The organism is Pseudomonas sp. HP_08 (genome assembly GCF_055284095.1).
The window spans coordinates 191,217-210,066 of sequence record NZ_JBTOQC010000002.1; the positions used below are offsets into that span (position 1 = coordinate 191,217).

Consider the following 18,850-nt stretch of genomic DNA (forward strand, 5'->3'; position numbering starts at 1 on the left):
GCGCTATCGCCAGATCAATGGCCCTTGATGGATGGGTATATGAGCACACTGCAACCTGTAGCGGTTCTTGGTGGCGGCAGCTTCGGCACCGCCATCGCAAACCTGTTGGCGCAAAACGGCCATCAGGTTCGTCAGTGGATGCGCGATCCCGAGCAAGCCGAGGCGATTCGGGTCAACCGTGAAAACCCGCGCTACCTGAAAGGCATCAAGGTACTGCCCGGTGTCGAAGCCGTCACCGACCTGGCTGCCACCCTCGATGCCTGTGAGCTGATCTTCGTCGCCTTGCCCTCCAGCGCGCTGCGCTCGGTGCTGGCCGAGCACGTCGAACGCCTGACCGGCAAGATGCTGGTGAGCCTGACCAAGGGCATCGAGGCGCAGACCTTCAAGCTGATGAGTCAGATCCTTGAAGAAATCGTGCCCAAGGCGCGCATCGGTGTGCTGTCGGGCCCCAACCTGGCCCGTGAAATTGCCGAGCATGCGCTGACCGCCACGGTGGTCGCCAGCGAAGACGAAGCGCTGTGCCAGACCGTTCAGGCGGCCCTGCACGGTTCGACGTTCCGCGTTTATGCCAGTGCCGACCGTTTCGGTGTCGAACTGGGCGGTGCCTTGAAAAACGTCTACGCCATTGTCTCCGGCATGGCCGTGGCGCTGGGCATGGGTGAAAACACCAAAAGCATGCTGATTACCCGCGCACTGGCAGAAATGACCCGCTTTGCGGTCAGTCAGGGCGCCAACCCGATGACCTTTCTGGGCCTGGCCGGCGTCGGCGACCTGATCGTCACCTGCTCGTCGCCCAAGAGCCGTAACTACCAGGTCGGTTTCGCCCTGGGCCAGGGCCTGAGCCTGGACGAAGCAGTGGACCGCCTGGGCGAAGTGGCCGAAGGCGTCAATACCCTCAAGGTACTCAAGGCACGCGCTCAGGAACTCAAGGTCTACATGCCGTTGGTGGCGGGCCTGCACGCAATTCTTTTCGAGGGCCGCACCCTGGCGCAGGTCATCGAGGCGCTGATGCGCGCTGAACCCAAAACCGACGTCGATTTCATTTCAACCACGGGTTTCAACTGATAACTGAAGCCATCGCTGATCAAGGAGAAGGTCGTGAACGATTCGAAATTCAAATCCAGTGAGTCCATTGTGCTGCGCATTCTATGGATGCTGGTGTTTCTGGTGATCTGGCAATTGGCCGAGATCGTCCTGGCCGGTGTGGTGTTGCTGCAACTGGGCTACCGGTTGTTCTATGGCGCGCCGAGTGCCAGCCTGATGAGCTTTGGCGACAGCCTCAGCCAGTTCCTGGCACAGATCGGCCGTTTCGGTACCTTTCACAGCGAGCAGAAGCCTTGGCCGTTCGCCGACTGGCCAACCCCGCGCGCGCCTGAAGGCGAGGCGCCGCACACCATTCCTGCGGCCGCACACCCGGTGCGCGACGAGGAACCGAAGCTATGAAACTGTGGGTCTTGCGCCACGGCCAGGCCCAGTCAAGCGCCGCCAGCGATGCGGCGCGTGAACTGACCGATACCGGTCGTCAGGAAGTACGCAGCAGCGCTGCGCACCTGCACGGCCAGCCGCTGCAACGCCTTCTTGTCAGCCCGTATGTACGGGCGCAACAGACTGCCGCGGTGGTGCAGGGTGTTCTGCAAGCCGACATCACCCAGTTGACCGTCGACTGGCTGACCCCTGACAGCGACCCGTTCGAAGCCCTGCGCCAGCTCGACGCGCTGGGTCTGGACGAAGTCCTGCTGGTCAGCCACCAGCCGCTGGTCGGCAGCCTGATCGGCCTGCTGGCCCACGGTAACCTGCAACAGGCCCAACCGATGAATACCGCCAGCCTCGCCGAACTGGAGGGTGAGTTTGTGCTGGCCGGCGGTCTGCAGTTGCGCGCAATCCGGCATGTCTGATGCCACAACAATCACAAGATCAAGGATTGAATATGACGCTATGGCGTGAAACTCCCCAGCTCGACCGGCTCAACGCCGCCCAGGCCAACACCATTGGTGAGGTGCTGGATATCCGCTTCGAGGCATTCACCGAAGATTCGCTGAGCGCCAGCATGGCGGTGGATAAACGCACCCACCAGCCGTTTGGCCTGTTGCACGGCGGGGCGTCGGTGGTGCTGGCCGAATCGCTCGGCTCGATGGCCAGTTATCTGGTGGTCGACCAGAGCAAATTCTTCTGCGTGGGCCTGGAAGTCAACGCCAACCATGTGCGCGGCGTACGCAGCGGCCGGGTTACCGGCGTGGTCCGTCCGGTGCACATCGGCCGCACCACCCATGTGTGGGACATCCGCCTGAGCAACGACGAAGGCAAGCTGAGCTGCATCTCGCGGCTGACCGTGGCCGTCGTGCCGCACGGGCAGGAACCGCCGGCGCGTTGAATCAGGCATCACACAGGTTCTGGCCAGAGTGCCGCTGCCGATGGCGCTTTCGTTCATTGCCCCAGGCTTCGCCGCTGCGCACAATCAGTGCTGTTCGCCGGGCCACGGGGCTGATCACATGTCGCAACAGGTATTTTTCGCTCACGCCAATGGCTTTCCATCGGCCACCTACGGCAAGCTGTTCGCGGCACTGGCGCCAGAATATGGCGTCATGCACCTTGAGCAGCATGCCCATGACCCGCGTTTTCCGGTCAATGACAACTGGCTGAATCTGGTCGATGAGCTGCTGCATCATTTGCGCGAGCAACCGGCTCCGGTCTGGGGCGTGGGTCATTCACTGGGCGGGTTGCTGCACTATCACGCTGCCTTGCGCTGCCCCGAACTGTACCGGGGCGTGGTGATGCTCGACTCGCCGGTGCTGGGCCTGACCGACCAATGGGTGATTCGCGCGGCCAAGCGTTTTGGCTTTATCGACCGCATCACCCCGGCCGGCCGGACATTGGGGCGGCGTGAGGCGTTCGACAGCCTTGAGGCCGCGCGCGCCTATTTCGCCAGTAAAAGCCTGTTTCGCCGCTTTGATCCCGAGTGTTTCGATGCCTACCTGCAACACGGCCTGCGCGCCGACGGCGAGCAACTGCGCCTGCGATTCGACCCGGCCACGGAAATCAGCATTTACCGCAGCATCCCGCACCTCAGCCCCAGGCCGGCACAGCCGCTGGACGTGCCGCTGGCGATGATTCGTGGCCAGCAGAGCCGCGTGGTCATGCCGCGCCACGGCCTGCAGGCCAGGCGCCTGAGACGCGGTGAATACCTGTCGCTGCCAGGCGGGCACATGTTCCCCCTGGAGCACCCCGACGAGACCGCTCAAATGCTCAAGACACTGTTTACCCGCTGGAGCCTGTCGGCCGACGCCCAGGTGCATCCGTGAGTGCGCTGATCGAAGAAGTGCGCCTGAACCTGGGCCATATCGAACTGGCCGCGCACCTGTTCGGCCCGCAAGACGGTGAGCCGGTGATTGCCTTGCACGGCTGGCTGGACAACGCCAACAGCTTCGCTCGCCTGGCGCCGGCCTTGCGCGGCTTGCGCATCGTCGCGCTGGACCTGGCCGGCCACGGCCATTCCGGTCACCGCCCGCCGGGTGTCGGTTATGCGCTGGCCGATTACGTTTACGACGTGCTGCAAGTGGCCGGGCAAATGGGCTGGCAGCGTTTTTCGCTGCTGGGCCATTCATTGGGGGCGATCATCTCGGTACTGCTGGCCGGTGCAGTGCCGGAGCGGGTCGAGCGGCTGGCGCTGATCGATGGTCTGGTGCCGCTCACCGACGAGGCTGACGCCGCGCCTGAACGGCTGGGCGAATCGCTGCGTGCGCAACTGACCCTGGCCGACAAGAAAAAGCCGGTGTACAGCGACCCGCAACGGGCGGTGCTGGCGCGTATGAGCGGTCGCCTGGCGGTCAGCCGCGAGGCGGCAGAACTGCTCGCCCAGCGTGGCTTGATGCCGGTGCCCGGCGGGTACACCTGGCGCAGCGACAGCCGCCTTACAGTGCCGACGGCGGTACGCTTCACCCCGCAACAGGCCATGGCATTCGTGCGCCGGCTGGCGTGTCCGGGCCTGTTGATCGTGGCTGAAAGCGGTCTTCTGGCCCCGCGCACAGAGCTGCTGAGCGGCCTGCCGATTCAGGTGCAGAACCTGCCCGGCGGGCATCATCTGCACCTGGATGACGAGGCGGGTGCAACCTCTGTTGCAGACTGTTTCAATCGCTTCTTCGCCATTTCTTGACTTGCAGCGGGCAACTGCCGAGGCTGGGCGACTTGAGACAGGAGTCAATATGCATTCATTCAACATTCCACTTCTAGCGTTGTGTCTGGCATTGCCAGCCGGTGCATGGGCCGACGATGTGTCCGGCAGCCGTGACCTGGAGATCCTGCCGCGTCCGCTCGACACCGAAATCGTCGACTATCGCCCCCAGGCCGAGCAGGAGCGCATCTACCCGCTGGGCGCGTTGCGCAAGATCAGCGGCCAGCTGCGCTACGACGGGCAAGTGGCCGCGCGTGGCCCGGTGCAGTCGGTCACCTATCAATTGCCGCTCGGCCACAGTGCCGACGACGCCTTCACCGCCGCCCGCGAAGCCTTGCAGGGCAAAGGCGCCGAGTTGTTGTTCTGGTGCCAGGCCCGCGATTGTGGCGAAAGCAGCCTGTGGGCCAATCAGGTATTCGGCAATGCGCGGTTGTACGGCGCCGACGAGCGCCAGGCGTATCTGCTGTTACGCCTGGCCGAGCCAGAACAGGACACGCTGGTGGCGTTGTACAGCATTACCCGCGGTAACCGCCGCGCTTATCTGCATGTCGAACAACTGGCCGCCTCTGCGCCGCTGGGCGACATCCTGCCGACCTCTGCCACTTTGCTGCGCCAGCTCAAGACCAGCGGCAAGCTGGTTTTGGCCCGACTCAAGGGCGAGCCGCAAGACCTTTGGGTCACGGCGCTGGCGCGTGGCCTGAATCTGGACAGCAGCCTGCGGGTCACCGTTTCCGGCGCGCAGGCTGAGGCCTGGCGTGACGCGCTGGTCGCCAAAGGCGTACGTGCAGCGCGCCTGGAGGCTGGCACTTCAGACAAGCCGGGCCTGGCCATTGAGGTCATTCGCTGAACCGTTATCTGTAGAAGCAGCAGGCGGACTGTCTTGTCCGCCCGCTATGCTGCACCTTGTCTGAACCTTTCTGGTAAGTGAAACGATGTTCAATAACGACCGTATGCTCGTGCAGATTCTGCTTCTGGCGCTGCTGGGTGCCTGTTTCTGGGTCATGGCGCCGTTCTGGTCGGCGCTGGTGTGGGGCGCGGTGCTGGCCTTTGCCAGCTGGCCGCTGATGCGCCTGTTGACGCATCTGTTCAAGGGCCACGAGACCATTGCCGCCTCGGTGATGTGCTTGTGCTGGCTGCTGCTGGTCGCGGCACCGCTGGTATGGCTGGGCTTCAACCTGGCCGATCACGTGCGCGATGCCACCAATCTGATTCGGGATATACAGGTCGATGGCCTGCCGGACCCGCCCGACTGGCTGGCCGGCATCCCGGTGGTCGGCGAGCGGCTGGTGGCGTTCTGGAACACCATCGACGAACAAGGCGCTGCGATGATGGCGGCGATCAAGCCGTACCTGGGCCAGGTCGGCAACTGGCTGCTGGCGCGCAGTGCGCAGATCGGCGGCGGCATCCTTGAACTGACCCTGAGCATCGTCTTCGCGTTCTTTTTCTACCGCGACGGTCCGCGTCTGGCGGCCTTTGTGCTCAGCCTGCTGGAGCGGCTGATCGGCGATCGTGCCCAGTATTACCTGGACCTGGTGGCGGGCACCGTGCAACGGGTGGTCAATGGCGTGATCGGTACCGCTGCCGCCCAGGCCATCCTGGCGCTGATCGGTTTCATGATCGCCGGCATTCCCGGTGCGCTGGTGCTGGGCATTCTGACCTTCCTGTTCAGCCTGATCCCCATGGGCCCGCCACTGGTGTGGATTCCCGCCACGGCCTGGCTGGTCTGGCAGGGCGAGTACGGCATGGCAATATTCCTCGGCGTGTGGGGCACCTTTATCATCAGTGGCGTCGACAACGTACTCAAACCCTACCTGATCAGCCGCGGCGGCAACCTGCCGCTGGTGATCGTGCTGCTGGGCGTATTCGGCGGGTTGCTGGCGTTTGGTTTCATCGGCCTGTTCATTGGCCCGACCCTGCTGGCAGTGGCTTACAGCCTGCTGACCGATTGGGTACAGGAAGGCCGTAGGACCGACCCTCGTCGGGAAAGGCGGGATACGGTGTAAAGGCCCTTCGCTGCTGAAGCCGATCCTGCGGGTCAGGTCATGCGGCGGTATTGAGGTGCCTGCCCACCGGGCGGCTGCCTTCGGTGTCATAACGCTCGCCCAGCGCTGCAATCATCTTGCTCAACGCCTGGGCGGCGATCTGGTTGCTGTTGGTCTGCTCGCTGTTGCTGTCGCTCTGGCTCAACGCCGCCGACAACTCGCTGGCACTGATGCTGCTGTCACTGTCGGTGTCCAGCGCGCTGAACAGGGCGGCGCTGTCGGTCTCGCTGACGCTGGCGGTTTGCGCAGGCGGCGGGCCGGCAGGCGGTTGCTGCGGTTGCAGGCTTGCGGTCAGCTCTTCAAGGCTGACGGTGCCGTCTTCGTTGGTGTCCAGCGCACTGAACACCTGGCTGCTGTCGGCGCTGCTACCGGCACCGGTCAGGCCCACGCTCAGTTCATCGCTGCTGATACTGCCGTCACCGTCGCTGTCCAGTGACGACAGCAACTCATCGGCCAGGTCGTTGACCGATGGTTGCGGCGGCGGTGGAGGTGGCGTGAGGGCGGCCAGTTCCTCGGCATCGAGGCTGTCGTCTTCGTCGCTGTCCAGGCTACTGAATGCCTGGCTGAGGCTGACCGTGATGCCGTCCTTGCTGTCGCTGTTCAAGGCCGAACCGAGTTCCTCCTTGCTGATGCTGCCGTCTTCATCAGTATCCAGTTTGCTCAGCAAGGCTTCCTGAAAGCGCTGGCTCTGGGTACTGGAGGTGCTGCTGGTGCTGGTATAGCTCGAATAACTGCTACTGCCGATTCCACTGATCATCGGACGAACTCCCTGGGTTGGCTGGATGCCGATGACGGTGCATCGGCTTGTGCAGCCTCAGGGGGCGATTTGTCCTGGGGATGTGGGTTGTGTATCGCTGGTGTTACACCTGTGCAATCACGCCCGGGGCAGGCTGAGCAGGGCGGTCAGGCCGCCGCCTGGGGTTTCGCTCAGTTTCAGGTCGCCGCCCATTCGCCACGCCGCTTCACGGGCAATGGTCATGCCCATGCCGACGCCGCCGGAATTGCGATTGCGCGAGCCTTCCAGCCGGTAGAAGGGCTCGAATACCGTCTCGTGAAACTCCGGCGCAATGCCCGGGCCGTTATCGATGACCGCGATGCGCACCCGGTCCGGTTCGTCGAGGATGTCGACATGCGCGCTGCCGGCATAGCGCAGGGCATTGTCGATCAGGTTGTGCAGGCACGAACGCATGGCCATCGGCTGGGTCTTCAGCGGCCTGCAAATACCTTGATAGGTCACATCGTCGCCATTTTCCTGGGCATTCTCGGCCAGCGACTCGATCAGCGCCTGAATGTCGAACTGCTGCACGGCTTCGTTCTGGCGGTTCTGATTGAAGTAGCTGAGGGTGGCGTCGATCATGCCGATCATGTCGTTCAGATCCTGGCTCATCTGATCGTGCAGGCGCTCGTCTTCAATCTGTTCGATGCGCAGTTTCAGGCGCGACAGCGGTGTGCGCAGGTCATGCGACACCGCCGCGAGCATGCGCCCGCGTTGCTGCAACTGCTTGCGGATGCGCTCTTGCATCAGGTTGAAGGTCTGCGCGGCCTTGCGCGCTTCACGCGGGCCGGTGATGGCCAGCGGCGGGCTGTCGAGGTTTTCCGACAAGCGCTCGGCGGCTTCGCTCAGGTTTCGCACCGGACGACTCAGGGCCTTGGCGCCATACCAGGCCGCAATCACCAACGTAATCAATTGAAAAACCAGCGGCACGATCGGCCCGCCAATCAGCGGTGGCTTGGGTCGCTGTGGCTGAGCATCGGCACCTTGCTGCGCCGCAGGCGGTTCAGGCCTGGGCGGTGGCGGCGGGCCGTAGTGGGTGAACCAGGCAAACGCCAGCAGGTGCGCGAGCAGAATCGCGGCCAGCGCGCCACCGAACAGCCGGGCAAACAGGGTATCGGCAGAGCGGATCAAGCCAGCTCCCGTGCATCGAACAGATAACCTTCACCGCGCACGGTCTTGATCAGTTGCGGGTTCTTGGGGTCTTCACCGAGCTTCTGACGCAGGCGCGAGACCAGCAGGTCGATGCTGCGATCAAACGCCTCGATAGAGCGCCCGCGCGCGGCATCAAGCAATTGTTCACGGCTCAGTACCCGGTGCGGACGTTCGAGAAACACCCGCAGCAGGCGAAATTCGGCGTTGGACAACGGCACCACCAGGCCATCGGGGGCGATGAGCTGGCGCAGCACGCTGTTCAGGCGCCAGGCATCGAAACGGATGGTGGTGCGCTGGTCGTTACGCTCATCGCGCACCCGGCGCAACACAGTCTGAATACGCGCCACCAGCTCGCGCGGCTCGAATGGCTTGGCCATGTAATCGTCGGCGCCCAGTTCCAGACCAATGATGCGGTCGGTGGGTTCGCAGCGGGCGGTGAGCATCAGAATCGGAATGTCCGAGGTGCTGCGCAACCAGCGGCACAGCGACAGACCGTCTTCGCCGGGCAGCATCAGGTCGAGCACCACCACATCGAAGGTGTCCTCGGCCAGCGCCTGGCGCATCTGCACGCCATCGGTAACGCCGCGGGCCTGGATATTGAACCGCGCCAGGTAGTCGCACAGCAGTTCGCGGATCGCGACATCGTCATCGACGATCAGCGCCCGTGTGGTCCAGCGTTGTTCGGCAGTCGAGTCGTCGGCGGGGCTGTCAGTGAGTGCTTGCATATGCGTTTGCTGCCTGAGGATGCCGCCATCACTGGCCGCAAGTAATGAACGAGCTACCTGCCAGCCTATGGCCGGCAAAGCGGTGCGCAAGCATGCCGAGATGCGGTGTCGAGCGAATGTCGCCAATGTATCAGAGCTGACACATATTGCCATGACCGACTGAATGCCCGAAGCGGCAAGCAGCGTTTGGGTGTTTGTCAAACTAGTAGATCTGAGAGTACTGCGCTGCCAGTGCCTGCGGTTAACTGAAAGACCTGACGGCAGAGTTGATCGATTTTCCCGGCAGGACTGTTTTCTCAAGCGATGTATCCACTGCCGGTTCAAGCAACCAGGGAAGCGCTGATCATGGATAAAGAGCAGAAACTCAAAGCGAAACAAGTGCGTGATGAATACCTGAAACAACGGGCGCAGAGGCTCGAGCAAGAGGCCTTGAGGCCAGTTGAAGTCGTCGATGTCATTCCGGGTGACGCGGACGGATTACTGCCTGTTAGCGTCTTGGGTAGCAATATCAAACTCTTGATTCCCGACTGGGGCACAACACCGTTACCTGGTTGGCCTGAAAGGCTCGTTCTTGAATGGAAGCTAGAGACAGAGCAGGACTATACCCGGCTATCGACGGATGATTTCACCACGCCAGTCAGCGAAACGTTTCCAATTGCGCGAGAGATCCCAACACAATATTTCACCGGTCGTGAAGGTCGTTTCAGCTTCAGATACGGGGCCAAGAGCTGGTCTGAAGAGGATGTCGGTTACTCTACGGATCAGCCGATCACGATTGACCGCACGCCCATTTACGACCAACAGGATCCGCCGGCTGTCGAAAATCCGGGGCCTGTCAATGACGTTGTATTGAATCGCGATGATGGGGTCATATTGACCATCCCGGACTTTGTCGAAGACAAGAAAGCGTTTGTGAAAATAGCGGTTGTCTGGGCTTTCACTCCACCCCCTGCCGATCGACCGATCATCCCGGACTTTGTCATAACCCTGCCGGCCGATCGCAAAGTGAAAGTCGATCGCGACATCATCGAGGCCTTGCCATCCGGCGACCACTACGTGTCCTACGAGCTGTTCGACAAGGCTGGTAACCGCAGCCGGCCGGCGCGCGTGCAGACGATCAAGGTGGCGTTGGGGGACTTGCCTGACAATCTGTTGCCGCCGTTTGTGCCACTGGCTCCGGGGGCAGGTGACACCCTGATCGACCTGGAAGATGCCCATACCGGCGTTTTCGTCGAGATTCCCGTTTTTGACAACCATCATCATGCCGACGAGGTTGTTGTCGCATGGGGGCTCAAGGAGGTTTCCAGCGTGCGGGTGGGTGCTGGCGCGAATCCCTTCCCGGTCGAGGTACCGATCAGTTGGGCGCATCTCAAGGCTGAATACACCATCGATCCCGATACCCAGGCCACCCCCGTCAGCTACAAGGTTGTGCGCGGAACCACCGATTTTCCTCTGACTCCGGCAGATGCTATTAACGTCGATGTCAACTTCAGCTACACAGGGCCTGAGAACCCCAATGAACCCGACCCGGTGAATCCGGCTCTGGGTGATGTCGTCGTCAGGGGCGCCTCCAATATCGATAACCATCTGACAGAGGCCGACAATGGCGAGCCTGCGACGGCCACCATCATCGTCAAATCGCCGACAGCCGGTGATCTCATCACGCTGTACTGGAACGATGTGGCCATAGCCGACACTGTGACTTTGGCTACTGAAGTTGAGGACGATGAAGTCACTATTGACATCACCTGGCTCGAAATTGCTGCCGGACCCTCCGGCGATGTGCCAGTTTATTACACGCTGAACAATCCATTGGTCGAAAACGACCAGAACTCCGAAGACATCACTGTGCTGGTCGATGCCATCCCTGTTGTGCTTGAAAAGGTCACTTTTCCTGACAGGGTCAACAATGGAGGTCCGGTGCCTATTCTCAATTGCAACTCACTGCGCAAGCGCCGGGGCACTAACGATATTGGTTACCGGGTAAGCATTCCTGCTTCCGGGCATCTTGTGGCGGGACAAACCATTGATCTGCGCTGGGTGCTCAGGAAGATCGACGGTACTACCGCGATTGCCACCACCGAGCTAGAGGCATTGGCAGTGACTATTCCAGTCGATGCCGATGTCAATGGAATGGAGTGGTTTATAACGCCTTATGATCCCCATATTGAATTGGCGTATAACGAGCCCAGTCACATGGCCTTTGCAGAAGTTATTTATACCTTGACAATTGGCGGTAAAGAAATCGACTCGAAGTTTGAACATGAGATTGTCGGTATCTATGACACCAGCACGGGCAGTTCTTGCAACCTGACCAGTATTCCGGAGTTCCCATAAGGGCTGCCGACTATCGGAAGTCGACCAGAGGGCGTTTATACAACTGATTAGTTATAGGAGGATTCCTACGCGAATCAGGGATTGATCTTACAGATAGTGGAGGAGCGTCTGATTACCATGGCGCCCCTTTCGTTCGTAGCGGGTTCGTCATCCGACGAACCCGCGATCTATAGTCTGGAGACGCCCTGGATGAGCTCTTATCCCCCCAGCGGGTATTCGCCCCTGTGTTTGACTTTGAAATGTTTAGCCTTTGCGCCACTGCTGCTGATTGGACCGCAAGCCAGTGCCGAGCTTGTACGTGACAACAAAACTATTAACGCCAACACACCGACAACCGACTACCGGGTGATCAGTGGCGCTACCCTTACCGCCAATGGTGCCAGTACGTTGGGCATCCAGGTCGAAACCGGTTCGGCCCTGGTGCTCAATGGTGCAAACGTAAACGGTACCTCTCACGGGGTGCAGCTCTACAGCGCCACCGCCCGTATTGTTGGCAGTACCCTCAATGGAGCAAGCACCGGGCTATCACTGGGTCGGCAAGGCAATGATCCGCTCGGCGCTAGTGCTACGGTGCAAGACAGTGTCATCACTGGTGGCCTGACCGGTGTCTCGGTGACCTCGCCGGGATCGCTCACCGCGATCAATACCCAGATCAGCGGTACTTTCCGTGGTCTGCATTTGTCCAACGGTCAGGTTACGATTCAGGGTGGCTCGATCAGCGGCGGCAATGGTGTGTTCATCAACCCAGGCAGCAACCTGTCGCAGTCCAATAAACTGGTGCTTGACGGTGCAACCGTGCAGGGCACCACCGGCTCGGCCATTCTGGTCGGCGATTTCGGTCTGCCTTCCACTGCGGCTGAGATTTACGTCAACAAAGGCTCTACCTTGCAAGGCGCCAACGGCGTGCTGCTTGAAGTGACCACCGGCGCAACCGCCAATATGACTGTGGACAACAGCCGCCTGACCGGCGATGTCACGGTCGAACAAGGCTCCACCGCCAATCTGATCCTGCAAAATGCCGCCACGCTGACCGGCAATTTGCACAACGTCGCCAGCCTTGCCGTCAACAGCAATGCGCAATGGATCATGGCCGGCGACAACCAACTTGCCAGCCTGGCGATGGACGGCGGCACGGTGCGCTTTGGCCAGCCCGGCCAGTTTCAGACCCTGTCGCTGGGCACGCTGGCAGGCAATGGCACCTTTGCCATGGAAGCCAGCTTTGCCGATGGCCAGCGCGACTTTCTTGAAGTGACTGGCACTGCCAGCGGCAGTCATCAACTGGCTGTGACTGCCAGCGGTGCCGATCCGTTGGCCGACACCAGCCTGCACATGGTGCACATTGCCGCTGGCGACGCGCAGTTCAGCCTGCTCGGTGGCCCGGTTGACCTCGGCACCTGGTCCTACGACCTGATGCGCCAGGGTAATGACTGGTTCCTGGACACCTCGACCAAAACCATCAGTCCCGGCACGGCTTCAGTGCTGGCGCTGTTCAATACCGCACCCACCGTCTGGTATGGCGAGTTGACCACCTTGCGTACGCGCATGGGCGAGTTGCGTATGGACCGTGGCAATGCCGGTGGCTGGATGCGCGCCTATGGCAGCCGCTTTGACGTTGAACAAAGTGCCGGTATTGGTTACCGCCAGTCGATGAAAGGCTTGAGTCTAGGTGCCGATGCACCGCTGCCGGTCGGTGACGGGCAATGGCTGGTGGGCCTGATGGCCGGTTACAGCCAGTCCGACCTGGACCTGAATCGCGGCACTACGGGGGAGGTCGACAGTTACTACGCCGGTGCCTACACCACCTGGCTCGATGAGCAGAGCGGCTACTACTTCGACGGCGTATTGAAATTCAACCACCTGCGTAACAAGGCTGACGTCGCCATGAGCGACGGGCAAGAGGTCAAAGGCCGTTATGACAACAACGGCGTGGGCGCCTCGCTTGAATTCGGCCGGCACATCGCGCTGAGCGATGGCTACTTTATCGAGCCGTTTGGCCAACTGGCCGGCATGGTCTTCGACGCCAAGGATTACGAGTTGTCCAACGGCATGCGCGCCGAAGGCGACGCCACTCATTCGGTACTGGCCAAACTCGGCGCCACCGCCGGACGCAACTTCGATGTCGGTGACGGACGTGTGGTGCAGCCTTATGTAAGGGCGGCGCTGGTGCATGAGTTCGCCGACGACAACGAAGTACGGGTCAACGACAACGTGTTCAATAACGACCTGTCGGGCTCGCGCGGCGAGTTGGGCGTCGGTGTGGCCATGTCACTGACCGAAAAGTGGCAGGTGCATGCCGACTTCGACTACAGCAATGGTCAGCGCATCGAACAGCCTTGGGGCGCTAACGTAGGGGTTCGTTACAGCTGGTAAGCGCAGCATGTGAATAGCAGGGAAAAGGCCGTCAGGGCCTTTTTCCTTTTGGCGCCTGAAAACCTGTCAGATCTACCAGTATTGCGAGAGTCACAAGAGGCGTTAAATGGTCCCCACGAATCGTTACGGCCTTTTTGCCAAAAGCCTTTACTTGTGGAGCGTCCAGGATGACAACCAGCAAGAATTCCCAACCCCAAGACACGTTGCCCCAGCCCGTTGCCGATGTGTTGCCCGATGACCCGCAATGGGACGAGACGGGGTTGATGCGGGCAAGCAACCCGCTCACCACCTTGAGCGTTGAAGTACCGGCGTGGCAGCGCTATTCGATAGCAGGTCGTAAAACTTACCTGACGTTGCACTGGATCACCGGTGGCTCTACTCATCAGGTGGGCTACCGCGAGTGGGACAGCAGCGATTATCCGGAGGGTGAATTACCCCTGGATCAGCGGCAATTCGAGGTGCCTGTCATTCGACTTGTTGAGGGTATCCATGAAGTCTGGTATCACCTGATCGACACGTTTGGCATGCTCTATGACTCAGACCGGGCAATCGTCAGCGTCGATCTGACCCCGCCGTCTCTGGGCGCCAACAGCGGCCGCCTGATCTTTGATACCGACACTATTGATGAGCAATACCTGGTCGATAACGGCGATCAGGTCCTTGCCCAGGTGCCTTCTTATACGGTGTTCAAGCCCGGCGATGTGATCACCTGGTACTGGAGCAGCGTGCCGACGGATCCTGTCGCTGCCGATGAAGTCGGCAGCCTGACCCTGCCACGCGGTACAAGCCAGCCGCTTACTCTGGTGTACCCCGGCGACACGATTCGTGACCGGCTCGATGGCCAGCGCTTTGCCCGTTACCGGCTCAAGGACCGGGCTGGCAATACTTCGGCGTATTCGGCACCGGTGGAGCTGGCGGTAGAAGTCCAGCCGGTCGAGCGCGAAATGCCCAGCCCCACGGTGGCCGAGGCCAGCGGTAGCGCCACCAGCAGCACCCTGGATTTGAACAGTGCCCGTGGCGGCGCCACTGTGGTGATTCCGCTTGAAGCCGAGCTGCAACCCGGCGATGTCCTGGAAGTGCAATGGGCGACGCCGGGCAGCTACGGAGCCTATGTGGCGACTGTGCCCGATGCCACGGGCAAACGCTATGCGGTGCCAGCGCAATACATCGCTCAGCATATGGGCACAAACATCGAGGTGTATTACCGGGTGGCCAACATGACCCCGCAGCCCGAGTCGGAGCGCCATACGCTGACCGTTCCGAAAAAGACCAGCGGCTGGACGACGATCCAGTGCGCGCGCCCGCGTGTTGATTTAGGCAAGCTGAGCCTTGCCAGCGTTGTCTCGTATGCCACCTTCTACCTGATCCAGTGGACCTTCATCGCCATCGACCAGCGCGTTACCGTCACGCTGGGTTCCGGTGCTTCGGCCACGGTAGTGCTGAACCAGTACCCGGTGACTCAGACCGATATCGATGTAGTAAAAGGCGTCAGTGTCGATGTGCCCAAAAGCGTGCTGGAATCACTGCCTCTGGGCGGGATGCCAGTCACGGTCAAGGTCAGTTTCGATGGCGGAAAAACACACGTGCCGTTCCCGACGTTGTCACTGACACTCACGAGCTGACTTACTGGTAGCTGACGGTGAAGTTCAGTGAGCCCTTGGCCAGACCAGGGCGAATATCCTTGGTGACGCCGGTCTGGTAGTAGCGTGCGCTCAGGTCCATCACCGTATTACCGGGCGAGATCTCGACGATTGGGACCTCCTGACCCAGCTTGACCGGCGTCAGCCCGTCGCCGCGCATGATCTGTATGGCCACGCCGGAAGCAGTGGAGCCGGTGGACAGGGAAAAGGCGCCATCGACCCCGGCAATCGGCGTGCTGCCACTGACCCCATCGAGTCGAAGGGTGGCCCAGGCGACATTGATATCGTCCGGGTCGGACTCGCAGTTGCCGAGGCTGATCGTGAAGGCAACCGGTGTTGTGCCGTAGCCCTGGCGAACAAAATCTGCGGCACGCCAGTCACCCAGCACCACCGGATCATTGCTGACCGTCGATGAAGTGCATTGCGCCTGCACCACGGTAGCCCTGAGCTGAAAGTCCATGGTCCGTGGCACCAGAGTGAACCTGCCGTAAAACAGAGCGGTGTCGATCGATTGCGGGCCAGGCGCAATGGTGCCGGTCTTGACCAGCGTAATCTGGCCTTGCAGTGGCCTGGCCTGCACGGGGGCAATGGTGGCGTGCAACAGTGCATTGAAGGGCACTACAGGTGGGGTCAGCGGGATGAAGGAGTCGGCGGCCTGGCCATCGAAAGGGTGGCCCAGTTTGATGATTGCACCCACACCGGCAATGCCGGTCTGGAACACCTTGCCAGTGACGTCTTCGCCCTGCACGGGCGGGAGAGTGCCGGTAAAGATCGGCGCCACGGCCAGGGCATTGAAACCCAGGGTTGAAGAGCCGTTGTTTTCACACTGCACATAACGACCTTCGCTGGAGGTCATGCTGAACGGCTGGTCAAACATGCCGATCACGCTGCCGGCCTTGGCGCCGCTGGGCACATAGACCGTGCCGAGGTTGAGCGGGTAGGTCATGGTGGGAACATTGTCAGGCCTGACCCAGCAATGGGGGTCGGCAGCAAGAACTGCCTGCGACTGCAATGCGCTCGCTGCTGCAACACAGAGGCCGCACAAGGGAAGTAAACGTTTCATGCAAGTGTCCTGTGGAGCGCCGAGGCTGGCCCCGGCGTGCAGAAAGGAGAGGTCAAGGTCGGCAGGTCAGCGAATGCAGGCGATAACCCTGCTTGCGCTCCATGCTGTCCGGGTCCAGATCGAGTTGGCAGCGTTGGGCCGATTGTTCGCCCCAGCGCACTTCAAGCGTCTGCGGCTTGTCTTCGGTGGCCAGCAGGATTTGCCCGCCCTGGCCTGCGATACCAAGCACCGTGCCCTGAGCGTCACTGACCTGGGCACCAAACGGCACCGGCTGACCCTGTGCGGTGGTGACGCTGAGCACAATGCGGGTGACCTTGCGCGCTTCGAACGTGGTCTTGACGATAGCCCCGCGGCGGGGCACGACCTGGGCTGCGCCGTTGTCGATCTCGACATCGGGGCCAAGATCATCGGTTTTCAGCGCCATGTGATTGACCCGGTAGGGCCTCAGGTGTGGCATCAGGGCATAGCCGCGTGCGTTGGTTTTGGCGCCGGCGGCATTACTCAGACCTACGCCTGCAATGTCTGGCACATGAATCAGTGCCGAGGTTTCGCTCAGGTAAGAACCCAGTTCAACGCCGCCGGCATGCAGCAGCACCGCGCCACTGGCGTTCAAGGACACGCTGCGATAATCGCTGCCTTGGGAAATACCCGCTCCCAGGCTGGCAAAGGGTGCCTGGTAAGCCGCCGATAACGTCGCCGCCTGACGACGTTGTTGATCGTTGCTAAGCCCTGCGCTGTAGCTGAGGCGGTTCTGATCGAGGCTGCCGGTCAGGCGCGCATTCTGGCTGAGCCGGCCGCCGCTGTTGAGGTAGTTCAAGGTGGCAGAGTTGGAGTGCCCCAGGTCCAGCGGCAACGAGATGCTGATACCGAACTGGCGGTCGTGGTCGCTGCGCTCGTCGCTCAATGATTGCGAGGCGAACAGGTTGTAGCTCACCCCGCGGTGCTGCTGGGTGAAGTTGAACTGAAACTGGCGTTGCTGATAGGTGGTGTTCCAGAAGTCTTCTTGCGACAGCGTCAGGCTGAGCGAACTTGCAGTGCTGAAATTCTGGAACACGGCAGCCTCCAGACGGCTGCGCCGGCTGCCGCGAAAGCTCCGGTCACGGCTGCGCTCACGCACCGCTTCGTCGAAATCCCGATAGCCTTCGGTCGAGTAGCGATAACCGGCGAAGCGCAAGGTAGTGTCGGTGTTGAAGGCCTTGCCGTACTTGATGGCGTAACTCATGCCGCTGGCCCGATCAATGGAGGATGTATCAAGGTCGGCATCGGAACGGGTCACATCCACAGCCAGTGCGCCCAGCGCGCCCAGGTTGCGCGCCACGCCCAGATTGCCTGCACGATAAAAACTGCCGGCCTGCAGGCCGCCGTACAGAGTGAAGTCCCAGGCCGTGCCGAGTGCCAGGGTGCCTTGCATCAGCAGCGGGGTGCCCAGATTACTGGCCGCGTTATACCGCCCCACAGAGCCGCTGTAGCGCCATACACCCTCGCGCATCAGATTGCCGAGGGTGGCGTAGGGCTGGGTAAAGCGCCTGACCTGTCCGTCATCCTCGGTCAGCACCACCTCCAGCTCGCCGCTGCCGCCTGCGATGCTCAAGTCATCAATCTGATAGGGGCCAGGGCTGACATAGGTCGAATAGACCGGGTAGCCGTTTTGCAGAATTTCCAGTTTGGCGCGGCTGTTGGCCACGCCGCGAACAATCGGCGCGTACCCTTGCAGCGCGTCCGGCAACATTGCCAGGTCGGTGGCAATCACCAGGCCTCTGATCGGCAGGCTTCTGAACACCTCACCGGAGGTGAATGTTTCGCCCAGGGTCAGGTTGGCGTGGGTGCCGGGCAGGTCGTGCTGCACATAGGTATAAGCCCGCGTCCATTCGCGCCCGCCTTGCGGCGTCTGGCGCAGCGCCTGGCTGCTGCGAAAGCGCCAGCCGGCGAGATTGAATCCACCGTTGAGATACAGATCGTCATGGCTCTCGCGACCATTGTGTCTACTTGTGCCTTGTTGCGCGGAAGCCTGATAGTTGATGAACGCAGCATTGATGCCGGCGTCCCAGCGCACCGGATCGATGTAGCCCTGTATATCGCGGCGCATTGCAATCTGCGGCACCGACACTGACAGGATCAACTGGCGGCTGTCGAACTCGACTGTTGCCCCTGCAAACAACCCCGGTAAATCAACACAGTCAGCGTTGATCGCCAGTGGTTCGGCCAGGCTGTCCAGGCGTACGCCGGCCTCTGTCAGCAGGTCCGGCGACAGGCAGGCGCTTAGCGCTTGCCGGGCAGTATCGAGATGAAATTCCAGTTCGCGCTCATCGAAACGGCTGCGGTTGACCAGAATGGACACCAGATAACGGCCAGGTCCCAGGCTGTGCTCGTTGCCCAGATGGGCCAGGGCCAGTTCGGCTGCGGCGGCGCCTTCTGCACCGGCATGCTGCATGAAGCCGGACTGGAACTCGCTGGCCTGGGTCATGCAAAACGGCATCGATAGACCACCACCGGTGGCAATCAACAGAACAGACAGGCGCAGGCGGCCGTTCAGACTCAACGGTCCGAGAGGAAAAAGCATGGGAGTATTCCTGGCAGT

At 61.2% G+C, this 18,850-nt stretch carries 16 protein-coding genes; 11 read left to right on the plus strand and 5 right to left on the minus strand.

Annotation, left to right across the window (positions count from 1 at the left end; genetic code table 11):
- The first annotated feature begins 39 nt into the window (after positions 1–39).
- From ACYAS9_RS03880 to ACYAS9_RS03915, 8 genes are all read left to right on the plus strand, one after another.
- A complete protein-coding gene (locus ACYAS9_RS03880; RefSeq protein ID WP_463566994.1) occupies positions 40–1,065 on the plus strand; it encodes an NAD(P)H-dependent glycerol-3-phosphate dehydrogenase in 1,026 nt (341 codons plus the stop codon).
- A 33-nt stretch (positions 1,066–1,098) separates the two neighbouring features.
- Positions 1,099–1,443, plus strand: a complete 345-nt coding sequence (locus tag ACYAS9_RS03885; RefSeq protein ID WP_463566995.1) for a DUF4389 domain-containing protein — start codon at positions 1,099–1,101, stop codon at positions 1,441–1,443.
- Positions 1,440–1,895 carry a phosphohistidine phosphatase SixA gene (sixA, locus tag ACYAS9_RS03890; RefSeq protein ID WP_463566996.1) on the plus strand — a complete coding sequence of 152 codons (456 nt, stop codon included), beginning with the start codon at positions 1,440–1,442 and terminating at the stop codon, positions 1,893–1,895. The genes ACYAS9_RS03885 and sixA overlap by 4 nt, the downstream gene beginning before the upstream one ends.
- 32 nt (positions 1,896–1,927) lie before the next feature.
- The gene (locus ACYAS9_RS03895; RefSeq protein ID WP_463566997.1) at positions 1,928–2,371 is read left to right on the plus strand and encodes a hotdog fold thioesterase; all 444 of its coding nucleotides are present in this window, start codon (positions 1,928–1,930) and stop codon (positions 2,369–2,371) included.
- 118 nt (positions 2,372–2,489) lie between these two features.
- Positions 2,490–3,299 (plus strand): alpha/beta fold hydrolase, encoded by an 810-nt coding sequence (locus ACYAS9_RS03900; protein WP_463566998.1) that lies wholly within the window; start codon positions 2,490–2,492, stop codon positions 3,297–3,299.
- Positions 3,296–4,150, plus strand: a complete 855-nt coding sequence (locus ACYAS9_RS03905) for an alpha/beta hydrolase (RefSeq protein WP_463566999.1) — start codon at positions 3,296–3,298, stop codon at positions 4,148–4,150. Before ACYAS9_RS03900 ends, ACYAS9_RS03905 begins: the two co-directional genes overlap by 4 nt.
- Positions 4,151–4,199: 49 nt before the next feature.
- Positions 4,200–5,015, plus strand: coding sequence for a DUF4892 domain-containing protein (locus tag ACYAS9_RS03910; protein ID WP_463567000.1), 816 nt, complete (start codon positions 4,200–4,202; stop codon positions 5,013–5,015).
- Between the two features lie 85 nt (positions 5,016–5,100).
- Positions 5,101–6,171, plus strand: a complete 1,071-nt coding sequence (locus tag ACYAS9_RS03915) for an AI-2E family transporter (protein ID WP_463567001.1) — start codon at positions 5,101–5,103, stop codon at positions 6,169–6,171.
- A 37-nt stretch (positions 6,172–6,208) separates the two neighbouring features.
- On the opposite strand, the gene xopAW is transcribed toward ACYAS9_RS03915, so the two are convergent.
- The 3 genes from xopAW to ACYAS9_RS03930 all read right to left on the minus strand — a co-directional run bounded on the left by xopAW (position 6,209) and on the right by ACYAS9_RS03930 (position 8,862).
- Positions 6,209–6,967: a XopAW family type III secretion system calcium-binding effector gene (gene xopAW, locus ACYAS9_RS03920; RefSeq protein WP_463567002.1), complete on the minus strand. Its 759-nt coding sequence runs from the start codon at positions 6,965–6,967 to the stop codon at positions 6,209–6,211.
- A gap of 117 nt (positions 6,968–7,084) precedes the next feature.
- Positions 7,085–8,116: a sensor histidine kinase gene (locus ACYAS9_RS03925; protein WP_463567003.1), complete on the minus strand. Its 1,032-nt coding sequence runs from the start codon at positions 8,114–8,116 to the stop codon at positions 7,085–7,087.
- The gene (locus ACYAS9_RS03930) at positions 8,113–8,862 is read right to left on the minus strand and encodes a response regulator (protein WP_463567004.1); all 750 of its coding nucleotides are present in this window, start codon (positions 8,860–8,862) and stop codon (positions 8,113–8,115) included. The genes ACYAS9_RS03925 and ACYAS9_RS03930 overlap by 4 nt, the downstream gene beginning before the upstream one ends.
- A 345-nt stretch (positions 8,863–9,207) precedes the next feature.
- Here ACYAS9_RS03930 and ACYAS9_RS03935 point away from each other — a divergent pair, with 345 nt between their 5' ends.
- The 3 genes from ACYAS9_RS03935 (at position 9,208) to ACYAS9_RS03945 (ending at position 15,191) form a co-directional block, all read left to right on the plus strand.
- Positions 9,208–11,199 (plus strand): hypothetical protein, encoded by a 1,992-nt coding sequence (locus ACYAS9_RS03935; protein ID WP_463567005.1) that lies wholly within the window; start codon positions 9,208–9,210, stop codon positions 11,197–11,199.
- A gap of 189 nt (positions 11,200–11,388) precedes the next feature.
- The gene (locus ACYAS9_RS03940) at positions 11,389–13,569 is read left to right on the plus strand and encodes an autotransporter outer membrane beta-barrel domain-containing protein (RefSeq protein WP_463567006.1); all 2,181 of its coding nucleotides are present in this window, start codon (positions 11,389–11,391) and stop codon (positions 13,567–13,569) included.
- Between the two features lie 167 nt (positions 13,570–13,736).
- Positions 13,737–15,191: a hypothetical protein gene (locus tag ACYAS9_RS03945; protein WP_463567007.1), complete on the plus strand. Its 1,455-nt coding sequence runs from the start codon at positions 13,737–13,739 to the stop codon at positions 15,189–15,191.
- Between the two features lies 1 nt (position 15,192).
- Here ACYAS9_RS03945 and ACYAS9_RS03950 read toward each other — a convergent pair whose 3' ends face one another.
- A complete protein-coding gene (locus ACYAS9_RS03950; RefSeq protein ID WP_463567008.1) occupies positions 15,193–16,155 on the minus strand; it encodes a fimbrial protein in 963 nt (320 codons plus the stop codon).
- Between the two features lie 169 nt (positions 16,156–16,324).
- Positions 16,325–18,832 carry a fimbria/pilus outer membrane usher protein gene (locus tag ACYAS9_RS03955; protein ID WP_463567009.1) on the minus strand — a complete coding sequence of 836 codons (2,508 nt, stop codon included), beginning with the start codon at positions 18,830–18,832 and terminating at the stop codon, positions 16,325–16,327.
- Positions 18,833–18,850: the final 18 nt, after the last annotated feature.